Consider the following 19,409-nt stretch of genomic DNA (forward strand, 5'->3'; position numbering starts at 1 on the left):
ATCGGTGGGCGGCACGGCGGCGACCAGCCACGGCCGTCCCCCGGCGGCCCGCTGGCACTGGTCGGATCCGACCCTAGCCACCGCCGGTACGGTGCCCAAGCTATCTAATCCGCAGCTAAGGAACTCATGCCGAGCGGGTACTTCCCGTATCGACGTCGCCGCGACCCGTGTCCGTCTGGCGCTGTCCCGCCGCCACAACCCCGGTCGTCATGTCCCCGGTCGTCATGTCCCCGGTCGTCGCGTCCCCGGTCGTCGCGTCCCCGGCGGGTGCCCGGTCGTCGTGCCGCAGCAGGACCAGCACGGGCAGCAGGACCAGCGTGCCGGCCGCCGCGGCGAGTGCCGGGTAACCCCAGTTGGACAGCGCCACGGTAGACGCCAGGCTCACCGCGGCCGCAGCCGCCCATACCGCCGCGTCGACGGCGCCCTCCACCTGGGGTCGCTCCGCCGCCGGTACCTCGCGGGCCAGCCGTCCGCTGCCGCCGACGAAGGACAGGTTCCAGCCGAAGCCGAGCAGGAACAGGGCGCTGGTGCGCAGCGCTACCTGGCCGGACGGGCCGGCCGCGGCCAGGCCGGTCGCCACGGCCAGGGTGAGCAGCCCGGCCAGCATCACCGGCCGGGACCCGAAGCGGTCCAGCAACCGCCCGGTCAGCGGGGACAGCGCGAACATCCCCAGGGTGTGCGCGGACAGGGCCATGCCCACCGCGCCCAGTCGCTGGCCGTGCAGGTGCATGTGGAGCGGGGTCGCGGTCATCACGGCGACCATGACGACCTGTCCCATCGCCATGACCGTCACCGTCGACCGCGCGGCGGGGGTACGGACCAGGTCGCGTACCGCGACGCGGGGGCGGACCGGCCGTGCCGCGCCGGCCGGTACCCCCGACAGGGCGACCACGGCGATCGCGCTGGCCAGCGCCGCGAACAGGAACGGGCCGGTGAGCGCCGTCCAGCCCAGCCGGGCAGCGGCGTCGCTGGACGGCGTCAGCAGTAGCGGACCGCCCACCGCCCCGACGGTCGCCGCCCAGACCACGGTGCTGATCGCGAACCCGCGCCGCTGCGGCGGGTACAGTTCGGCCGCCGCGTACCGCGACAGCATCCCGCCGGCGTTGCCGAGCCCGAGCAGCAGCATCGCGAAGCTCAGCGCCGCGACGTGGCTGCCGCGCACGGCCGGTACCGCCAGCGCGGCGCCCACCGCCGCCGCGACGTACCCCACTGTCAGGCTCGCCCGCCGTCCGCGGCGGTTCATCACCCAGGTCAACAGGACCGCGCCGATCCCACTGCCGGCGATGCTCGCGGTGTTCGGGACGGCGCCCCACGCGACGCCGAGCCGGTCCGCCACGACGATCGTGCTGACCGGGCTGGCGGTCGCCATCGCGGCGTTCATCAGCGCCGAAGCGGCCGACAGCGCCGCCATCGCACGTCGCCGGGCCGACCGGGTACGGGCAGTGGTGGTATGCGCACTAGTGGTAGGCACACCCCCACGCTAGAAGCGACACCGACGTACCTGAATGGATGGCGACTGTCGATTCGTCACCGTTCCGGTCCGGCAACCGGGGAGGTTCGCCACGACAGCGAACGTATCCGCTGGCGGCACGGGTGGGCGAGCAGCTTCCGCGTGGCCAGCCGGCCGGTACCGTTGAGAATCACGACGTCGCGCCGGCGTACGTGGTCGGGTGCGACGAGCGGGTCCCGTGCGGGCCGCGTACCGGAGACCCGACGCCCGTCCGGCGGCGGTGCCCCCGCCGCCGGACGGGTACCGTTTCCGGTCAGCCCTCGACGTCTCGGTCAGCCCTTGACGTCTCGGTCGTCCTTGACGTCTCGGTCGCCGTTGATGGATCAGTCGCCCTTCACGTTCACGATCTGCCGCAGCGTGTGGCGGATCTCGACCAGGTCGGCGGCGTCGCGCATGATCACGTCGATCGGCTTGTACGCCTGCGGGATCTCGTCGATGAACGCGTCGGTGTCCCGGTACTCGATCCCGGCCATCGCCTCCCGCAGCTGGTCGCGGGTGAACATCCGGCGGGCGGCCGAGCGCGAGTGGTTACGACCGGCACCGTGCGGCGACGAGTTGAGCGCGAGCGCGTTGCCCTTGCCCACCACGACGTACGAGGCATCCCCCATCGAACCGGGGATCAGGCCGGGCACGCCGGCAGTGGCGTCGATGGCGCCCTTGCGGGACAGCCACACCTCCTTGCCGAAGTGCCGCTCCTGGGTGGTGTAGTTGTGGTGGCACTGCACCCGCTCCAGCTCCTCGACCGACCTGCCGTGCCACTCCGCGAAGCAGGCCACCACCCGGTCCATCATCTCGTCCCGATTGGCCAGCGCGAACTCCTGCGCCCAGCGCAGCTCGCGGATGTACGACCAGAACTCCTCGGTCTCCTCCACCAGGTAGGCCAGGTCGTTGTGGGGCAGCTGGATGTGCCAGCGCTTCATCGCCCGCTGCGCGACCTTGATGTGGTGCGTGGCGATGCGGTTGCCGACGCCCCGGGAGCCGGAGTGCAGGAACAGCCACACCGAACCCCGCTCGTCCACGGTCACCTCGATGAAGTGGTTACCCGATCCCAGCGAGCCGAGCTGCAGCTGCCAGTTGCCCGCGTACCGGGCCGGGTCGAAGCCGGCCGCCTCCGCCGCCTTCGCCAGCCGCTCCACCCGCTGCCGCGCGGTCGCGGTCAGCGTCGTGTTGTACCGGCCGGCCGACAGCGGGATCGCCCGCTCGATCGACGTCCGCAGGCCGGCCAGGTCCGGTCCCAGCTCGTCCCGGTGGTACTGGGTCCGCACGGCGGCCATGCCGCACCCGATGTCGACCCCCACCGCCGCCGGGATGATCGCGCCCAGGGTGGGGATCACCGAACCGACCGTCGCACCCTTACCCAGGTGTGCGTCGGGCATCAGCGCGACGTGCGGGTGGATGAACGGCAGCGACGCGGTCGCCTCGGCCTGCGCCAGGGCCGCCGGGTCGATGATGCTCGCCCAGTTCATCAGCCGCTTGTTGACCTGCTGCACGGTTACTCCTCGTCTGGCCGGGTGTGCACCCGGTGACCTGTCAATGACATCAGAAATCGCGTGCGGGCGGAGGGATTCGAACCCCCTGAGCAGCGGTGCACCTGGGTTACAGCCAGGCCCGACTCTCCGGCGTCGGCGCGCCCGCGTGGATGGACTGGGATGTGGGGACGTGCCCCGGGCAGGATTCGAACCTGCGGCCTCCTGGTTCGTAGCCAGGCGCTCTCTCCGCTGAGCTACCGGGGCTGGTGTCGGATCGCCGGTCGGGGCATACGAAAAAGCCGCCCGAACCCGGCGTGGGTGGGCGGCTGGCGCGCGCGACGGCGTTCGTCAGTCGATCCACCCGTGACCGCGCTCGAGATACCACGAGACGGCGGCCCGGCCGCACGGCGTGAGCCGCTGCGGTTCGAGGAAGGTTCGCCGTCGCATCGTGGTCTCCTGGATCTTGGCGTTGGTGGATCTACCGTAGGAGTGCGGGGAGCCGGCGGGCAACCGGATTAACGCGGGCGGAGCGCCGCACCGATCGAGGGCGGGGTGCCCGCCGCCGACCGGTGCGGGAGGCGGGCCGGTACCGGTTCACCCGGTCGTGTCCGGTACCGGTTCACCCGGTCGTGCTCAGCCGAGGGCGGTGACGATCCGGTCGTGTTCAGCCGAGGGCGGCGACGATGCGGTCGCGGGCCTGGTCGAGCTGTTCGGCCGGGACGTTGCTGTCGGCCTTCGTGAAGTCGAAGTCCTCCATCCCGTACGCGGGGAAGACGTGGACGTGCGCGTGGGGAATCTCGAAGCCGGCCACGATCAACCCGGCGCGCGGCGCGTCGAAGGCGCGCTTGACGGCGGCGCCGATCTTGCCGCTGACGGCCATGAGGTGGCCGAGCAGGTCCGGCTCGATCGCGGTCCAGTCGTCGATCTCCTCGCGGGGTACGACGAGGGTGTGGCCCATCGTGATGGGCGCGATCGTCAGGAAGGCGACCACCCGGTCGTCGGACCAGACGAAGCGCCCGGGAAGCTCTCCGTTGATGATCTTCGTGAACAGCGTCGGCATGGCGTGATTGTGCCGTGTGCCGGACGGCGGCGCAGCGGCCGGTCGCCCGGCCGGTGATCCACGCCGCCTGGCCGGGCGACCGGGTGGGTGCCGTTCAAACTGCGTCCGGCCCCGACCGAGCTGCCCGAACCGCGCAGCAGGTACATCCGTGACCCCTGGCGTCGCAGGCCGTCGACGACCGGCTCGTCCTCCTCGATGTCCCGCCGCACGGGAAGGTCGCCTCCGCCCTCGAGGGGTGGGACGGGGACGCCGAGACACCTGGCCCCGAGACACCTGGCGCCGCCACACCTGGCGCCGAGACACCTGGCGCCGCGACACCTGACGCTGCGGCAAGGATCGGGTCAGGTGGGTATCCCGGACGGAGTGTTGTGCCGGACCAGCTCGGGCAGCACGGTCCCCAGCCGACCGTCGACGGTGCACGTCGCGTAGGCGTCGCCCCGGGTCACACCCCGGTTCACGATCGCCACCGGAATGCCGAGCTTGGCGGCGCGCAGCACGAACCGGCGCCCCGACATCACGGTCAACGACGACCCGAGGACGAGCAGCAGCCGCGCGCTCTCCACCAGCGCGAAGCACCGCTGTACCCGCTCGGCGGGGACCGTCTCGCCGAAGAAGACCACGTCGGGCTTGAGCATCCCGCCGTCACACACCTGGCAGTCGACGATCCGGAACCGCGCGACGTCCTCGTCGGCCAGGACGACGTCGCCGTCCGGGTTCACCGCGGTGGCGGTTGCGTCGAAGTCCGGGTTGGCCTCGCGCAGGCGGCGGTCCAGCTCCTCCCGGGCGAGCCGGTCGCCGCAGGTCAGGCAGACGACCCGGTCCAGGCTGCCGTGCAGCTCGACGACGTCACGGGCACCGCCGGCCTGGTGCAGGCCGTCGACGTTCTGCGTCACGATGCCGGTGACCAGCCCGAGCCGCTGGAGGTCGGCGACGGCGCGGTGACCGGCGTTCGGGTACGCACGGGCGATCGTGCGCCACCCGACATGGCTGCGGGCCCAGTACCGGCGCCGCGCGGCCGGGTCGCCGGTGAACGTCTGGTAGGTCATCGGGGTGCCGCGCAGCAGCGTGCCGCTGGGCCCCCGGTAGTCCGGGATCCCCGACTCGGTCGACAGCCCCGCGCCGCTGAGGACCACGACCCCACCGCCGGCCACCAGCTCCGCCAGCGCGGACACCGGGTCTGTCGGCGACGGCACCGTCACCTCGACACCCGCCGTCACCTCGATACCCGGCGTCACCTCGACACCCGCCGTCACCTCGATACCCGGCGTCGCCTCGATACCCGCCGTCGTTCCGATGCCCGCTGCCGCTTCGATCACCCGTCCATGCTGCCTCACCGACACGGTCACCGGTGCCGGACCGGGACGGACGTGGCGTACGCGACGGGGCCGACGCTTCGGTGTGTACCGGGACAACGACGTAGTTACCTAGTTACCGTGACTTCCATCCATGCGGTCGTCGTACTCCTCGCCGGGCTCGTGGCGGGCACGATCAACACGGTCGTGGGGACCGGGTCGCTGATCAGTTTCCCTGCGCTGCTCGCGGTCGGTGTGCCGCCGGTCGTGGCGAACGCGTCGAACACGACCGGGCTGGTGGTGGGTGGCCTGAGCGCGACGCTGGGTTACCGGCGCGAGCTGGCCGGGCAGGCGCCGCGGCTGCGTCCGCTGGTCGCGGCGAGCCTCGCCGGCGGCGTCATCGGGGCGGTCCTGCTCCTGGTGCTGCCGGCCGCGGCGTTCGAGGCCGTCGTACCCGTCCTGGTGCTGACGGCCACGGGGCTGATGGCGGCGCAGCCCACCCTGGCCCGGTGGTTACGGGCGCGATCGGACCGGCGTGCCGCTCCGGCGCGTCGCCGGATGCCGTTGCTGCTCACCGTCCTGACCGGCCTGCTCGGCGTATACGGCGGCTACTTCGGCGCCGGGCAGGGAGTCATTCTCCTCGCGCTGCTCGCCCTCGGCATCGACGACGACCTCCAGGTCGTGAACGCGCTGAAGAACGCCGCTGTCACCGCGGCGAACCTCGCCGCCGCGCTCGTCTTCCTCACCGTCGGGCACCTGAACCGGGCGGTCGGGCACCTGGACTGGGGGGTCGTCGCGCTCATCGGCGCCGGCGCGGCCGTCGGCGGGCAGCTCGGTGCCCGTATCGGCCGCCGGCTGCCCAGCGGGGTTCTGCGCGGGCTCGTGGTCGCCCTGGGGCTGGTCGTCGCCGCGCACCTGGCGATGCGCTGACCGGCAATCGGGTGCCGTGGACCGGAACCGCCGGCGACCGGGACCCTAGGCCGCGTAGCGGTCGGCCGAGGGGAGAGCGGTGGGGTACGCGGCGCCGTGCACGTAGGTGACCTGCCCGGCAGACCGTCGCGGGGCGGGTGCCGCGTCGGCGCTCCCGCTGAGCTCCACGGTGACGTCCTCGCCGGCGCACGTCACGCGGACCGCGTACGCCGACATCATCTCGGCCGGGTTCATCCGGTACACCGGTGCGTCTTCGGCAGCCATGCGCCACTCATCGGCAGGGCCCGCTGCCGATTGAGATCTTCTCCGGGGACATTCGGACGAGCGGGGGACGGGTCTGCAGCCCCGCCCACCGCGATCCGTCACAGGTTGCGCTCGGCGTAGACCTTCATGGCGTCACGCACGAACGCGGCCGTACCGGCGCCGTGCCGGTCGTAGTTGGCCGCGAAACGCGGGTCGGCGACGTACATCTCGCCCAGCCCGATCACGTACTCCTTCGTCGGGTTCATCGTGACCGACAGCCACTCGACGTGGCGCCGGACAATGTCCTGCACCTCGTCGCCGTCGGCGGACCCACCGGCCAGGAACGCCCGGCCGTAGTCCTGCGCGATTTCGAGGTGCCGCTGCTGGTACGCCTTCTTCTCGGCGTCGCTGAGCGAGCGCCACCACCGGTCACCCTTCTCGTAGGCCGCCCGGCCCCAGCGCTCGGTCACCTCCTGCTCGTACCTGGTGTGGTCGAACCCGTCGAACACTTCCTCCGCCATCAGTTGCTCACCTCCTTCCGTCTTCCGCAGGGTCGTCCTCACCGACTCGATCTGGCGTCCGATGCGTTCCCGCTCGGACTCCAGCAACCGCAGGTGGGTCCGCAGGGCCGCGACCGTGTCCCGCTGACCGTCGAGTACCTCGGCGATGGCGGGCAGGCCGAGCCCCAGTTCCCGCAACAGCAGGATTCGCTGGAGCCGGACCAGGCCGTCCTGGTCGTAGTAGCGGTACCCGTTGGTGCCGACCCGGCTCGGTTGAAGCAGCCCGGTCCGGTCGTAGTGGCGCAGCGTCCGGCTGGTGGTGCCGGCCAGGCGCGCGATCTCCTGGATCGACCACTCCACCGCCGCTTCCCCTTCCTGACGTCGTCTCCCCGACGTCGCTGTGTCCTTGCTGGCGCCGTCTCCTGCTGCCGCCGTCTTCCTGAGCCGTCGATACGACCAGGTTAGAAGTTGACGCAGCGTCAATGTCAACCGTCGGCTTCCGGTAGCTGTCCGGGTGCTGCCAGCGGCCGTAGGATCCGGTCATGGGGGACCCGGACCACCCGGTCCGCGCCACGGATGTGCCCGCGGCCCGCGGAGCGCGCTGGCCCGCGGCCCGCGGAGGGCGCTGGCCCCTGGTCGGCGGAGCGCGCTGGCTCCTGGTCCGCGGAGCGCGCCGGCTCCTGGTCCGCGGAGCGCGCCGGCTCCTGGTCCGCGGAGCGGACGTGCTCGACGGCACCGGGGCGCCGGCCCGCCGGGCGGACATCCTGGTGCGGCACGATGTGATCGAGGCGGTCCTGGAACCCGGCGACGCTTCTCCGGCTCGCCCGACCGAACGGACCGGGGCGGCCGGTCCGCCCAGCGGGGTGGCCGAGCGGGTCCTCGCGGCGGGCGGCCTGATCCTCGAGGCTGCCGGCCGTATCGTCGCGCCCGGCTTCATCGACGTCCATTCGCACGCCGACAACGCTCCGTTCCTGGACGCCGACGACACCTCCAAGATCCTCCAAGGGGTCACCACCGAGGTCGTCGGCAACTGCGGGTTCAGTCTCGCGCCCCGGCTGCCCGTGACCGCCCCGGCCACCGAGGAGTTCAGTCGGCGGCTCTTCCCGCCCGTACCGTGGTCGTGGGGCAGGTTCGGGGAGTTGCTCGCGGCCACCGACGCCGCCGGATACGTCACCAACTACGCGCCACTCGTCGGTCACCACGCACTGCGGGCGGCCGTCCTGGGGCTGGCCGGGTCCGCCCCGAACGCCGACCAGCTTGCGGCGATGGGCCGGCTGCTCGACGAGGCGGTCGACGCGGGCGCGTGCGGGCTGTCCACGGGGCTGATCTACCCACCGGGCCGGTACGCCCGCACCGCCGAACTGGTCGCGCTGGCCCGCCGGCTGCCATCGGGCCGGCCGTACGTCACGCACCTGCGAAGCGAAGGCCGGCAACTGCTGGCCAGCCTCGCCGAAGCGGTACACATCGGGGAACGGGCGGGGTGCCCGGTGCAGGTCTCACACCTCAAGGCGTCCGGCCGGCCGGCCTGGGGACGGATGCCCGAGGCGATCGCCCTGCTCGACGCCGCCCGGGCGCGTGGCGTACCGGTCCGCCACGACGTGTACCCGTACACCGCCGGCAGCACGACGCTCACGGTGGCCCTGCCGCCGTGGTTCGCCACCGGAAGCGACGCGGACGTCCTGCGCCGCCTGGTCGACCGGCGCGCGCTCGAGCGGCTGCGCGCCGACCTCGAGCGCGCCGACCCTCAGTACACCGACCCTCAGTACACCGACCCGGGGTGGGACAACCACGTCCGGGACGCCGGCTGGGACGGCGTCGTCATCGCGTCGACGGCCAGCCACCGGTACGAGGGGTTGTCGCTGGCGCAGGTGGCGGCGGAGTCCGGCGGCGACCCGTTCGACGCACTCGTCGAGGTGCTGTGCGCCGAGGAGCTGAAGGTGAGCGTGATCCTGCACTCGATGCGGGAGGAGGATCTGGTCGTCGCGCTCACCCATCCGGAGACGATGATCGGCTCGGACGGGTTGCCGCCGGGGCTCGGCGGTCGGCCGCACCCGCGCATGTACGGGACGTTCCCGCGCATTCTCGCCCGGTACGTGCGGGACCGGGGCGACCTCGACCTCGCCGACGCGGTACGCAAGATGACCTCGCTGCCGGCGCGTACCTTCGGCCTGGCCGACCGTGGGATCGTGGCCCCGGGCATGGCCGCTGACCTGGTCGCCTTCGATCCGCGGACGGTCGCCGACCGGGCCGACTACCGCGTGTCGACGCGCCCGCCGGGCGGTGTCGACTGGGTGGTGTGCAACGGTGAACTGGTCGTGCGTGACGGCGTCTACCTTGGACGGAGGGCTGGGCGCCGGTTGCGGTCATCCTGACCCGGACGCGCCCCGGCGGGCGGCGAGACGGCCAACCCGGTCGGCGGCGCGGCAGGTGGCCCGGGTCGGCGCGCTGGTCGCCCGGTCGGCGGCGCGGCAGGTGGCCCGGGTCGGCGCGCTGGTCGCCCGGTCGGCGGCGCGGCAGGTGGCCCGGGTCGGCGCGCTGGTCGCCCGGTCGGCGGCGCGGCAGGTGGCCCGGGTCGGCACGCTGGTCGCCCGGTCGGCGGCGCGGCAGGTGGCCCGGGTCGGCACGCTGGTCGCCCGGTCGGCGGCGGCCCCACGCCGGGGATCCGGCGGCCGGTTGGCGCGCCCGGGGCCGGCCGACAGGGTATAACGGAGCCGGAGACAGTACTCTGCGTGTTCGTCTCGGTCGAATTTGTCGATCATTCATGTATCACTGCGAGTAATTTGGCGATAACGGCTTGCTGTATTTGCTGCTCTGAATGGGCGTTGGTGCCCGCCGGTGGCCGTGGTTAATGCGGTAGGACCGGAGGGGCTTGATTACTTCGCGTTTATTGAACGTTGCTTTGTGTATATAGCCTGGCGCATCGCGAAAAGGGTCGCTTCCGATGGGTTCATCGGTGAGTGGCGTCGACCGCGTGTCTGTCGACCGCGTAACTGTCGGCCGCGGTCCGGCGGGCCTACTCCGGCGGGTCCGCTCCGGCGGAGGTCCGGGGCGTGGGTGGAGCGGGGCGGAATGATGACCGTGCGGTGGCGGATCTCGGGGAAGTTGTTTCCATGAAGAGCGGTATAGGTGCCTAATTCTCATTATTCACTTACGGACATTGTGTTACTCGTTGCCCGATTAGGACGATATGTCCCGTCAATTCGACCCCTAGTGATATATCTCACGTCGCACTTGGAGACGGGTCCCCTGTTCTTGTGCGAATTGCGTACCTAGGCTCCTGGTGCCCGCTCGAGGGAGGTATTGTCGGCGGGCATTTTGCGCTGGGCGAAAGGGGATGGCGACCGCGTGTAACGGGCGGTCGGAAGGTGGCCGGATCGATGGCCGAATCGTCTATTGCGGTGATTCCGCGATTGGTGCCAACGTCGCATTCTGCGGTGATCGACCGTTCGGGTTGTGGGAGCTGCTGGCGTGCTCCCTTGGGGTGACAGCTGGAGGGTTTGGCTGATGAATCGTGCGTTCGGCACGGGTGTTGAGTCCACGTACGAAGGCCGATCCCCAACCGTCAGTGTCATCGTCCCCGCCCTGAACGAGGAGCAGAACCTCCCGTACGTGTTCGAGCGGCTACCGAAGGGCATCTCCGAGGTGGTCCTGGTCGACGGCGGCTCCGTCGACCGGACCGTCGAGGTGGCCCGCGAACTGCACCCGGCGCTCAAGGTGGTGCACCAGACCCGCACCGGCAAGGGCAACGCGCTGGCCTGTGGTTTCGCCGCGAGTACCGGCGACATCCTGGTGATGATCGATGCCGACGGGTCGACCGATCCGGCGGAGATCCCACGCTTCATCGATGCCCTGCTGGCCGGTGCCGACTACGCCAAGGGCTCCCGGTTCCGTCCGGGCGGCGGCAGCCACGACATCACCCGGCTGCGGCGGCTGGGCAACTACGGACTCAACGGCATCGTGAACCTGCTGTTCGGCACCCGGTTCACCGACCTGTGCTACGGCTACAACGCCTTCTGGCGCAGCGCTGTGCCGCACCTCGATCTGCCCTCAGTGGACCTGCCCCCGGCGAGCGACGGGCAGAAGCTCTGGGGCGACGGGTTCGAGATCGAGACGTTGATAACCGTCCGGGCGGCCCGGCACAAGCTGCGCATCCAGGAGGTGGCGAGCGTCGAGTTCCCGCGCCTGCACGGTGTCAGCAACCTCAACGCGGTCAGCGACGGCATCCGGGTGTTGCGCACGATCATCCGGGAGTTCCGGCGCGAGAAGCCCGGACCTGCCACGCTCAGGCCGGCTGGCGAAGCCGCCGCGCCCGCCCACGCCGCGGAGCGTCCCGTGGCTCCCGAGCCTGAGGTTCCCTCGGCTCCGGTGGCTGAGTTCCCGGTGGCTGAGCGGCCCGTCGCCGCCCTTCCGCCGCTGACGATCCCGGCTCAGAGCCGGGCTGCGACACGGTCACGTCGTGGTGTCCACGCCGTGACCGCTGAGGAGTAGCCGCACCATGAACGACCCGGCGGTCAGCGTCGTCATCCCCTGCCACACCGAACAGCGCTGGCCACAGCTTGTCAACGCGGTCGAGTCGGTGTTCGCGCAGCGGCCCCGGCCGGTGGAGGTCGTGGTCGCCGTCGACCACAACGAGGCGCTGTACGAGCGGGCCCGCCGTGAACTGTCGGGCGTGACCGTACTGGCCAACCGGTTCCAGCGCGGAGTGTCCGGCAACCGCAACACCGGCGTGCTGCACACCTCCACCGAGATCGTGGCGCTGCTCGACGACGACGCCCACGCCCATCCCGGCTGGCTCGCCGGGCTCGTGGCGCCGTTCGCCGATCCGGCCGTGGTCGGTACCGGCGGGGCGATCTCGCCAGCCTGGGAGCGGCCACGGCCGGCGTGGTTCCCCGACGAGTTCCTGTGGGCGGTGGGCGGGTCGTACACGGGCATGCCCACCGAGGTCGCGCCGGTGCGCAACGTGTGGTCGGCCAGCATGGCCGTCCGCCGTGACGTGTTCGATCTGGTCGACGGCTTCCGGGTCGGGTTCGGCAAGGTCGGCGACCGCAGCCGGCCGGAGGACACCGACCTGTGCATCCGGATGAGCAGCGCCAGCGGCGGGCACTGGATGTACGTGCCGCACGCGCGGATCGACCACCCGGTACCCGCCGAGCGCACCCGGTTCCGGTTCTTCCTGCACCGCTGCTACCAGGAAGGTCGCGGCAAGGTGGAGATGGCGCGGCTCAACACCGGCCGGGAGAGCCTGGACTCCGAACGCGGCTACCTCACCCGTACCCTGCCCCGGGCCGTCGGCCGTGGACTGGCCGACGCCGTACGCGGCCGGGGCGCCGCCAACGCGGCGAGGGCCGGGGTGGTCGTGGCCGGCGTCGCCGCGGCCGCCGTGGGCGGCGCGGTCGAACTGGTACGCGGGCAGCAGCGCCCCGCCCGGGTCCGGCCCGCCACGGCGCCGGTGGGCGCGGGAGCCGGCGAATGACCGGCCGGGCCCCGGTGACCGGCGACCGCACCGACGGCGCCGGCGCCCCGGAACCTGGCGCCGACCGGCGGGTGCCCGCGCTGGTGCGCGAGGTGGAGGTCAGCCGGCCGTTACCGACGTTCGCCGCGTACGACCCGGACGGCCGCCGGGTGGAGCGGGTCTGGCTGCTGGTACGCGTGTTCGACGAACCGATCGGATCGGTCACGGTCGACGTGCCCGACACCGGGTTGGCCCCGGCCGACATCGCCGCCGCGGTGGAGGCCGCCCACGGCCCGGCCGTCCGGGCCCGGTTGACCGCCGCCGGGGTGGCGGTCGGCGACGCTCTTCCCGTCGGCGGAGTACCGGTCGCCGGGGTGCCGGCGTTCCTCGCCCGGCGCGCGGAGGTACTGCGCGACGCGCCACCCGTCACGGTCGTGGTCTGCACCCGTGAACGCCCCGAGCCGCTGGCCCGCTGCCTGGACAGCCTGCTCGCCCAGGAGTACCCGCGGCTGCGGGTCCTCGTCGTCGACAACGCCCCGGTCACCGACGCGACCGAGCGGGTCGTCAAGGAGGCCGCGAACCGCGGCCCGGTGGAGTATCTCGTGGCCCCGCTGCCCGGCCTGTCGCACGCCCGTAACGCGGCGGTCGCGGCTGCCGGCGGTGAGATCCTGGCCTGGATCGACGACGACGAGGTCGCCGACCCGCACTGGCTCGCCGAGGTGGCCCGGGCGCTGGCCGACCATCCCGAGGCGGACGTGGTGTCCGGGGTGATCGTGCCGGCGGAGTTGGAGACCCGCGTCCAGGTGTGGTTCGAGCAGTTCGGCGGGCACAGCAAGGGGCGTGGCTTCACCCCGGCCGTCTTCTCGCCGGCCACCGCCCACCTGCAGAGCCCGCTGTACCCGCTGCCGCCGTTCGGCACCGGTGCGAACATGACGTTCCGGCCCGGCGTGATCGAGCGTATCGGCGGCTTCGATCCGGCGCTCGGTGCGGGTACCCCGGCCATGGGCTCGGAGGACACTCTCGCGTTCACCCGGGTCCTGCTGGGCGGCGGCACGATCGTGTACCAGCCGACGGCGGTGACCTGGCACTACCACCGGCGTGACCTCGACGGGCTGCGCCGCCAGATGGTCGGGTACGGCGCCGGTCTGACCGCCGCGTACCTGAGCCTGGTGCTGGCCGACCCGAAGGTGCTGGTACCGCTGCTGCGCCTGGTCCCCACGGCGCTGCGCGACCTCACCGCCGACGACAGCCTGCGCTCGGCGGGCCTGGAGGCGGACTTCCCGCGCGAGTTGATGGGCGCCAACCGGCGCGGCATGCTGACCGGTCCGTTCCGGTACCTCCAGGGTCGGGTGCGTAACCGTCGACTGCGTAACCGTCAACCGCATGACCGTCAACCGCATGACCGTCAACCGCATGACCGTCAACCGCGTGACCGCCAACCGCGTCCCGGTCGTTCCGACGACCGGCGGCCGGGCGCGGGGCCGGACAGGTCGTGACCGCCCCGCAGCCCGGGCGGCCCGACGACCGAGCGCCCCGGGAGCCGGCCGAGACGATCGCCTTCAGGCCCACCGGCCCGGCCGCGCCCGTCCCGCGCGGCGATGAGACCGCCGTCATCCCGCGTCCACGCGGTGACGAGACCGCCGTCATCCCGCGTCCACGCGGTGACGAGACCGCCGTCATCCCGCGGCCCCGGAGCGACCAGACCGTCGTCATCCCGAAGGTGGCGGTGCCGCCCCGGCGGGTACGGGCGGCCCTGGCGCGGATCCCTCGTCCCCGGCAGCCGGAGCAGGTCCGCAGGCGGGCCCACGCGCGGCGCCCCCCGCGAATCGTCACGCTCCCGGTGCTCGGACTGGCACCGCAACTGCTCGCGCTGTCGGCCGCCGGCGTGGTGCTGGTGGCCTTCGCGTACGCCGGGGCCCGCGCCGGACTGGGCTGGGCCGGTGCGTTCTACTGGGCCGGCCAGGTGGTCGTCTACACCCCGGTGGTGTACCGCCTGCTGTCGCCCCGGCTGACCGGCGTGGCCGAGTCGTTCCTTCTCGTCATGGGCCTTGCCGTCAACCAGTACATGCTCAAGTGGATGTACAGCCCGGACCAGTTCCGGTTCCCCGACGAACTGCAGCACTGGCTGTCCACCACGCTCGTGGTGGAGACCGGCCGGCTGTTCGAGCCCAACAGCGCGCTGCCGGTTGCCGCGCACTTCCCCGGACTGGAGGAGATGGGCTCCGCCGTGGTCTCGCTGACCGGCCTGTCGGTGACCGACGCCGGCCTGCTCGTCGCCGGGGTCCTGCGCCTGGTGTTCGTCGGCGCGCTGTTCATGATGGTCCGCGCGGGCGGCGGCTCCCCGTCGCTGGCCGGCGCCACCTGCGTCATCTACGCGACGGCCCTGCACTACCTGTTCTTCAACGCCATGTACCTCTACCAGACCGCGGCGCTGCCGTTCTTGATGCTGGCGATCTGGGCCACCCGCGGCTGGCGCCGGCGGGAGCCGGGCTTCGTGCCGTACGCGGTCGTCGGCGTGGTGTCGGTCGTGATCGTCGCCGTCTCACACCACATCACGGCGATGGTGATGGTCGGTACGCTCGCGCTGCTGGCCGGCTGCGACCTGGTCTTCCCGGGTCGCCACCCGCGCCGCAGCACGGTGGTCCTCGCCGGTACGGCGGCCGCGGTCGTGGCGGCCTGGATCCTGCTGGTCGCCACCGAGGTCCTCGGCTACCTCAGCGCGCCGGTGCAGTCGATGTTCGCGGCGCTGACGCAGATCTTCGCGGGCAGCGGCTCGAAGACGTCGGTCGCGCCCGGCAACCCGCTGTGGCAGCTCGCGATCCAGGCACTGGCCCTGCTCAGCCTGCTGGTGCTGCTGGCGCGCGCCTGCTGGGTGGCGGTCCGGAAACGGGAGCGCGACGCCTGGCAGTGGGCGGTCCTGGTCGGCTCGGTCGCGTTCTTCGCCACCAGCGGCCTGCGGTTCATGGGCGCCCAGGGGCCGGAGCTGGCCGGTCGGGCGTCCACCTTCACGTACGTCCCGATGTCGATGCTCGCGGCCGCGACCATCGTGGAGTGGCGCCGCAGCCTGCGGCCGCGGGCCTGGCCGGAGGCGCTGCGCCGGTGGACGGTGGACACGCGGTGGGTGCAGCCGGCGCCGCTGGGCGCGGCGATGGCGACGCTGCTGATGCTGGCCGCCCGGGCCGGTGGCTGGCCGGCGTACTGGGGGCAGCTGCCCGGCCCGTACCTGGTGTCGGGGTTCGAGCGCTCCGTCGACGGCGAGAACGTGACGGCCGCCTGGTGGACCGGTGAGGCGCTGGGCTGGCACAACCGGTTCGCGACCGACCTCACCGGACTGACGCTGGTGTCGACGTACGGCCGCCAGGACCCGGTGGGCGAGGCGGCGCAGCTGTACTACGATCCCGTCTGGGGCCTACGTGACCAGCAGATACTTCAATCTTTGCAGATCGGGTACCTGTGGGTCGACGTGCGGATGGCACGGCAACTTCCCGCGTCCGGCAACTACTTCCTCGTCGATCCCCAGGCGCAGCAGCACACGACCCCGCTACCCGTGGACAAACTGGACAAGTTCGACCACATCCCGGAGGTCAGCCGGGTCTACGACAGCGGAAACATCCGGCTATACGACGTGAGGGGCGCATGAGACCAGCCGCACTCCACCGCTACGGCGCGCCCTCGGTCGCCGCCGCCGGGGCGGTGGTCGCGGCGGCGGCGACCTGGGTACCCACGGCGGTCGTCCGGGTACCCGCGGGGCTGCTCCTGGCGTTCGTCCTGCCGGGGCTGGCCCTGACCGCCGCGCTGTTCCCCGACCGCGTCCTGTCCGCGGTGGAACGCATCGTGCTGCCGGTGGCCCTCAGCCTCGCGGTGCTCGTCGTCGGCGGCCTCGCCATGTTCGCGGTCGGCATCCCGCTGGGGCACGCCGCCTGGACCGGGCTCTCGAGCCTGACCACGGTCGCGGCCGCCGTCGCCGCGGTGCTGCGCCGCCGCCCCGCGGACGGTACGTCGGCCACCGAGACCGCCGTGTTCGGGCAGGTGCTGATCGTCGAGCGGGAGAAGCTGACGGTCGACGCGGCGGCATGGCGACTCGCCCCGCTCGCCGTCGCCGTCCTGGCGGTCCTGGGCGCCGGGGTGCTCGCGGTGCGCAGCGCGCAGACCGCGGGTAGTCCGTTCACCGGGCTGTCGATGGTGCCGGCGGCGGTCGACACCGGCCAACCCACGCCGGCCCAGCGGACGGTGCGGCTGTCGGTGCGGTGCGAGGAGGGCGCGGCGACGGCGTACACGGTCCGCGTCGGCGGCGACAGCGGGTTCGCCCGGACGTTCACGTTCGCCCTGCGGGCCGGTGCGACCTGGTCGGAGACGATGGAGGTGCCGTCGACCGGCACGGTCACCGCGGACCTGTTCATCAACGGCGGCGGTACGCCGTACCGCAGCGTGCACCTGGCCGGTAAGGGATGACGTTCTACCAGAGCGGCAGCGCCACCGGCTCGGAGGACCCGCTCCTGCAGGCCCTGCGCTGGCGCACCGTGTACGAGAGCGCCAGCGCGGCCACTCCGCGCAACCGCCTGAAGCGGGCCGTCCGCCGCAACGGTGACCTGCTCAGCAACTCCGGTTCGCTGATGGCCACCAGCGTCCTCACCTCGGCGCTCGGCTTCGCGTACTGGTGGGTCGCGGCCCGGCTGTTCCCGGCCGACGCGGTCGGTTCGGTCTCCGCCGCCGTGTCCGCGATGACGCTGGTCGGCACGCTCGGCATGTTCGGCATGGGTACGCTGCTCATCTCGGAGCTGCCCCGGATGGCGGCGCGGCGGTGGAACCTCATCAGCACCTGTCTGCTGGTCTCCGGCACGGTCGCCGCGGTCGGCGGCATCGTCTACGAGATCCTGGCCTACTTCCTCAACCCCGGGCTGCGCAGTTCGCTGGGCTCGCCGGTGGCGGCCGTCCTGCTGCTGGTGGGCATGTCCGTCAACGCGGCGACGCTGGTGCTCGACGAGGGCCTCGTCGGGCTGCTGCGGGGCCGGTTGCAGTTGATGCGCAACGCGTACTTCGCGGTCGGCAAGCTGGTCCTGCTGGTCGTGCTCGCGGTGCTGCCGGTCACCGTGACCGGCACCCACATCCTCGCCACCTGGGTCGCGGGCATCTTCCTGTCCGTGGGGCTGCTCGCGCTGTCGCTGCGCACCCGGGGCCGCCGGGCGTCGGTGCGCCCGGACCTGTCGCTGCTGCGTGGTCTGGGCCGGCACGCCCTCGACCACAACCTGCTCAACCTGGCGCTGTTCCTGCCGCGCACGATGCTGCCGTTGGTCGTGACGGCGGTCCTGTCGACCAGCGCCACCGCGGCCTTCTACACCGCCTGGATGGTGCTGTCGGTGCTCGCGATGATCCCCGGCAACGTGGCCACCACCCTGTTCGCGGTCGCCAGCGGCGACGGTGTGGCGCTGCGCGGGAAGATGCGGATGGCGCTGCTGGTGTCGCTGGGCATCGGCATGCCGGTCTCGCTCATGGTCGCCCTCCTGGCCCGGCCCATCATGATGACGTTCGGCGAGCGGTACGCCGCGACCGCCTCCACCGCCCTGTCCGTCCTCGCGTTGACGTTCGTGGCGACGGTCGTCCGGCAGCTGTTCGTGGCGGTGTCCCGGTTGCAGGGCCGGGCCCGCCAGGCCAGCGTCTACGCGCTGCTCGCCGGCGCCGGCGAACTCGTCGCCGCGTGGTACGGTGCGTCGCACGGCGGGCTGACCAACCTGGCCCTGTGGGTCGGGGGAGTCTTCATGCTGGAGGGTGTGGTCATGGCGCCCGCGGTCCTCCGCGCGGCGCTCGGCACACCACGGTCGACCGCGTCACCGACACCCGCGTCGCCGGCAGCCCCGCCACGTCACGTACCGCCGCCCGTATCGCCGCCGCCCGTATACCCGCCGGCGGTACCGACGCGGCAGCGGACGGCCCTCAGCGAGGCGCCGACGATCCAGTTCCGGCTCGACGACGGGTACACCAGGCAGGGGAAGCCCCGATGACCCTGCCGTCCGTGTCGGTTGTCGTCCCGACCTACCGCCGGCGCGACGCTCTCGCGTCGGTCGTCCGGGCGATCGCGGCCGATCCGCACACCTCGGAGATCGTCGTGGTCGTCGACGGGTCCGACGACGGGTCGTACGAGCTGCTCAAGGAGCTCGCCGAGACCGAGCCGCGGGTGTGCCCGATCTGGCAGGAGAACAGCGGCGACGCGGCCGCCCGGCAGACCGGCGCCGAGTACGCCGGATCGGACGTCGTGCTGTTCCTCGACGACGACATCGCCGCCGGCCCCGGCCTCGCCGAGGGGCATGCCCGGGCGCACGCCCACGGCGACCGCGCCGTGGTGCTGGGCTACATGCCGGCCGCGCGGCCGGTCGCACGGCTGCCCGGTGACTTCGCCACCCTGCTGTACGCCGACGAGTACGAGCGGATGTGCGACCGGTACGAGCGGGACCCGTCGTCGGTCCTCACCCACCTGTGGATGGGGAACGTCTCGATGCGCCGCGCCGACGCGCTGCGGGTCGGGCTGGTCGGGCCGCGGCGGCTGGGTTACCACGCCGACCAGGAGTTCGGCCTGCGCTGCCGGCGGGCCGGGCTGGTCGGACGGTTCGACCGGACACTGACCGCGACCCATCTGCACCGCCGTGACCTCGCGGCCTTCACCCGGCAGGCCTGGCTGGCCGGGGCGGACCGGCGCTACCTGCTGGAGAACTACCCGGACCTGGTCGCGGCCGACGACCTGTTCGACCGGCCGGCCGCCCCGGCCCGGCTGGCCGTCGGCCTCGCCGCGGCCCCGCTGGTACACCGGGCCGCCGTGCCGGTGCTGCGCGCCGCCGTCGGGGCGGCCGGCCGGGTGCACGGCTGGCCGGTCGAGATGGCACTGGCCCGCCTGCTGCGCCAGGTCGAACTGCGCCGCGGGTACCACGGCCGGCGCTGACCGGCAGCCCCGGTCCGGGTCG

16 protein-coding genes and 2 tRNA genes are annotated in these 19,409 nt (G+C 72.4%); 10 read left to right on the forward strand and 8 right to left on the reverse strand.

Annotated features, from left to right (window positions below):
* Window positions 1–124: 124 nt before the first annotated feature.
* The 6 genes from ACNTMW_RS19315 to ACNTMW_RS19340 all read right to left on the reverse strand — a co-directional run bounded on the left by ACNTMW_RS19315 (window position 125) and on the right by ACNTMW_RS19340 (window position 5,232).
* On the reverse strand, window positions 125–1,471 hold the full coding sequence (locus ACNTMW_RS19315) for an MFS transporter (RefSeq protein ID WP_426635071.1): 1,347 nt from the start codon (window positions 1,469–1,471) through the stop codon (window positions 125–127).
* Window positions 1,472–1,833: 362 nt separating this feature from the next.
* Window positions 1,834–3,000: an RtcB family protein gene (locus tag ACNTMW_RS19320; RefSeq protein ID WP_426635072.1), complete on the reverse strand. Its 1,167-nt coding sequence runs from the start codon at window positions 2,998–3,000 to the stop codon at window positions 1,834–1,836.
* Between the two features lie 61 nt (window positions 3,001–3,061).
* Window positions 3,062–3,145: transfer RNA gene (locus ACNTMW_RS19325), tRNA-Tyr, on the reverse strand.
* A gap of 25 nt (window positions 3,146–3,170) precedes the next feature.
* Window positions 3,171–3,243, reverse strand: a tRNA-Arg gene (locus ACNTMW_RS19330).
* Window positions 3,244–3,643: 400 nt separating this feature from the next.
* Window positions 3,644–4,039: an HIT family protein gene (locus ACNTMW_RS19335; RefSeq protein WP_426635073.1), complete on the reverse strand. Its 396-nt coding sequence runs from the start codon at window positions 4,037–4,039 to the stop codon at window positions 3,644–3,646.
* 341 nt (window positions 4,040–4,380) lie between these two features.
* The gene (locus ACNTMW_RS19340) at window positions 4,381–5,232 is read right to left on the reverse strand and encodes an NAD-dependent protein deacetylase (protein ID WP_426635189.1); all 852 of its coding nucleotides are present in this window, start codon (window positions 5,230–5,232) and stop codon (window positions 4,381–4,383) included.
* Window positions 5,233–5,472: 240 nt separating this feature from the next.
* Here ACNTMW_RS19340 and ACNTMW_RS19345 point away from each other — a divergent pair, with 240 nt between their 5' ends.
* Window positions 5,473–6,261: a sulfite exporter TauE/SafE family protein gene (locus ACNTMW_RS19345; RefSeq protein WP_426635074.1), complete on the forward strand. Its 789-nt coding sequence runs from the start codon at window positions 5,473–5,475 to the stop codon at window positions 6,259–6,261.
* A 45-nt stretch (window positions 6,262–6,306) separates the two neighbouring features.
* On the opposite strand, the gene ACNTMW_RS19350 is transcribed toward ACNTMW_RS19345, so the two are convergent.
* Window positions 6,307–6,525 (reverse strand): hypothetical protein, encoded by a 219-nt coding sequence (locus ACNTMW_RS19350; protein ID WP_426635075.1) that lies wholly within the window; start codon window positions 6,523–6,525, stop codon window positions 6,307–6,309.
* A 98-nt stretch (window positions 6,526–6,623) separates the two neighbouring features.
* Window positions 6,624–7,364, reverse strand: coding sequence for a MerR family transcriptional regulator (locus ACNTMW_RS19355; protein WP_426635076.1), 741 nt, complete (start codon window positions 7,362–7,364; stop codon window positions 6,624–6,626).
* A 182-nt stretch (window positions 7,365–7,546) separates the two neighbouring features.
* Here ACNTMW_RS19355 and ACNTMW_RS19360 point away from each other — a divergent pair, with 182 nt between their 5' ends.
* The 9 genes from ACNTMW_RS19360 to ACNTMW_RS19400 all read left to right on the forward strand — a co-directional run bounded on the left by ACNTMW_RS19360 (window position 7,547) and on the right by ACNTMW_RS19400 (window position 19,387).
* Window positions 7,547–9,376 carry an N-acyl-D-amino-acid deacylase family protein gene (locus tag ACNTMW_RS19360; protein ID WP_426635077.1) on the forward strand — a complete coding sequence of 610 codons (1,830 nt, stop codon included), beginning with the start codon at window positions 7,547–7,549 and terminating at the stop codon, window positions 9,374–9,376.
* Between the two features lie 55 nt (window positions 9,377–9,431).
* Window positions 9,432–9,710 (forward strand): hypothetical protein, encoded by a 279-nt coding sequence (locus ACNTMW_RS19365; protein ID WP_426635078.1) that lies wholly within the window; start codon window positions 9,432–9,434, stop codon window positions 9,708–9,710.
* A gap of 798 nt (window positions 9,711–10,508) precedes the next feature.
* The gene (locus tag ACNTMW_RS19370; protein ID WP_426635079.1) at window positions 10,509–11,492 is read left to right on the forward strand and encodes a glycosyltransferase family 2 protein; all 984 of its coding nucleotides are present in this window, start codon (window positions 10,509–10,511) and stop codon (window positions 11,490–11,492) included.
* A gap of 7 nt (window positions 11,493–11,499) precedes the next feature.
* Window positions 11,500–12,477, forward strand: coding sequence for a glycosyltransferase family 2 protein (locus tag ACNTMW_RS19375; protein WP_426635080.1), 978 nt, complete (start codon window positions 11,500–11,502; stop codon window positions 12,475–12,477).
* On the forward strand, window positions 12,474–13,952 hold the full coding sequence (locus ACNTMW_RS19380) for a glycosyltransferase family 2 protein (RefSeq protein WP_426635081.1): 1,479 nt from the start codon (window positions 12,474–12,476) through the stop codon (window positions 13,950–13,952). The genes ACNTMW_RS19375 and ACNTMW_RS19380 overlap by 4 nt, the downstream gene beginning before the upstream one ends.
* Window positions 13,949–16,096, forward strand: a complete 2,148-nt coding sequence (locus ACNTMW_RS19385; protein WP_426635082.1) for a hypothetical protein — start codon at window positions 13,949–13,951, stop codon at window positions 16,094–16,096. Before ACNTMW_RS19380 ends, ACNTMW_RS19385 begins: the two co-directional genes overlap by 4 nt.
* Window positions 16,093–16,908, forward strand: coding sequence for a DUF1616 domain-containing protein (locus tag ACNTMW_RS19390; RefSeq protein ID WP_426635083.1), 816 nt, complete (start codon window positions 16,093–16,095; stop codon window positions 16,906–16,908). The genes ACNTMW_RS19385 and ACNTMW_RS19390 overlap by 4 nt, the downstream gene beginning before the upstream one ends.
* Window positions 16,905–18,455 (forward strand): lipopolysaccharide biosynthesis protein, encoded by a 1,551-nt coding sequence (locus ACNTMW_RS19395; RefSeq protein WP_426635084.1) that lies wholly within the window; start codon window positions 16,905–16,907, stop codon window positions 18,453–18,455. The genes ACNTMW_RS19390 and ACNTMW_RS19395 overlap by 4 nt, the downstream gene beginning before the upstream one ends.
* Window positions 18,452–19,387 carry a glycosyltransferase gene (locus ACNTMW_RS19400; RefSeq protein WP_426635085.1) on the forward strand — a complete coding sequence of 312 codons (936 nt, stop codon included), beginning with the start codon at window positions 18,452–18,454 and terminating at the stop codon, window positions 19,385–19,387. The genes ACNTMW_RS19395 and ACNTMW_RS19400 overlap by 4 nt, the downstream gene beginning before the upstream one ends.
* Window positions 19,388–19,409: the final 22 nt, after the last annotated feature.

This window comes from Planosporangium spinosum (assembly GCF_049999945.1).
GTDB classification, from domain to species: domain Bacteria; phylum Actinomycetota; class Actinomycetes; order Mycobacteriales; family Micromonosporaceae; genus Planosporangium; species Planosporangium spinosum.